This window comes from Duganella sp. GW822-FHT06D06, from assembly GCF_058799615.1.
This window is the reverse complement of sequence record NZ_JBXALQ010000064.1, coordinates 1-1034: the sequence shown is the minus strand read 5'-3', so window position 1 is coordinate 1034 and position 1034 is coordinate 1. Positions and strand designations below refer to the sequence as shown.

At 68.5% G+C, this 1034-nt stretch carries 1 protein-coding gene; it reads right to left on the bottom strand.

Features of this window, described 5'->3' with window-relative positions:
• The coding region (gene rfbG / locus AC1RMD_RS31200) for a CDP-glucose 4,6-dehydratase (protein ID WP_492932753.1) at positions 1-1019 on the bottom strand (1019 nt) is incomplete at its 3' end.
• Positions 1020-1034: the final 15 nt, after the last annotated feature.

Sequence of the window (1034 nt, the reverse complement as noted above, 5' to 3'; positions counted from 1 at the left end):
TCGGCGCCGGCGGCGTGCGCCTGGTGCCAGGCGACGATCATGTCGATGGTGTGGCCCAGGTGCCAGCGCGGCTGCCATTGCAGGCGGCTGCGGGCTTTCGAGCAGTCCAGCTTGAGGTAGTGCGCCTCGTGCGGTTGCGGCGCGCCGTCCAGCTCCCAGCTGGCGCCCGAGCCCCAGCTTTCGCACAGGCGCGCGATGATCCATTCGACCGGGCGGGCGTCGATGTCGTGCGGGCCGAAGTTGAAGCCTTCGGCGAAATCCGCGCCTTGCAGGTACAGGTGTTCGGCCAAAGTCAGGTAGCCCGACAGCGGCTCCAGCACGTGCTGCCACGGGCGGATCGCGTGCGGGCTGCGGATGCGCACCGGCTTGCCGGCGGCGATGGCGCGCACCATGTCGGGGATCAAACGGTCCTCGGCCCAGTCGCCGCCGCCGATGACGTTGCCGGCGCGGCCGGAGGCCAGCGCGACGCCGTGCTCGGCGTATTTTTCAGGGTGGAAGAACGACGAGCGGTAGCCGGCCGTGACCAGCTCGGCGCAGGCCTTGCTGTTGCTGTACGGGTCGTAGCCGCCGAAGGCTTCGTTCTCGCGGTAGCCCCAGGCCCATTCCTTGTTTTCGTAGCACTTGTCGCTGGTGACGTTGACCACGGCCTTGACGCCGGGCGTGTTGCGCACCGCCTCGAAGAAGTTCACCAGGCCCATGACGTTGGTGGCGTAGGTCTCGACCGGGTGGGCGTACGAATAGCGCACCAGCGCCTGCGCCGCCATGTGGATGACGATCTCGGGCCGGGCCTTCATCATCGCCTCGCGCAGCGCGGCGCCGTCGCGCACGTCGCCGATGATGGAGCTCATGCCGGCGGCGACGCCGGCGGTGTCGAACAGGCTGGGCTGGCTTGGTGCTTCGAGCGCGTAGCCGGTGACGTCGGCGCCCAGTTGCTGCAACCACAGGCTCAGCCAGCTGCCCTTGAAACCGGTGTGCCCGGTCAGGAAAACACGCTTGCCGCGCCAGAACGCCGGATTCATGGCCATCGCTTCCAC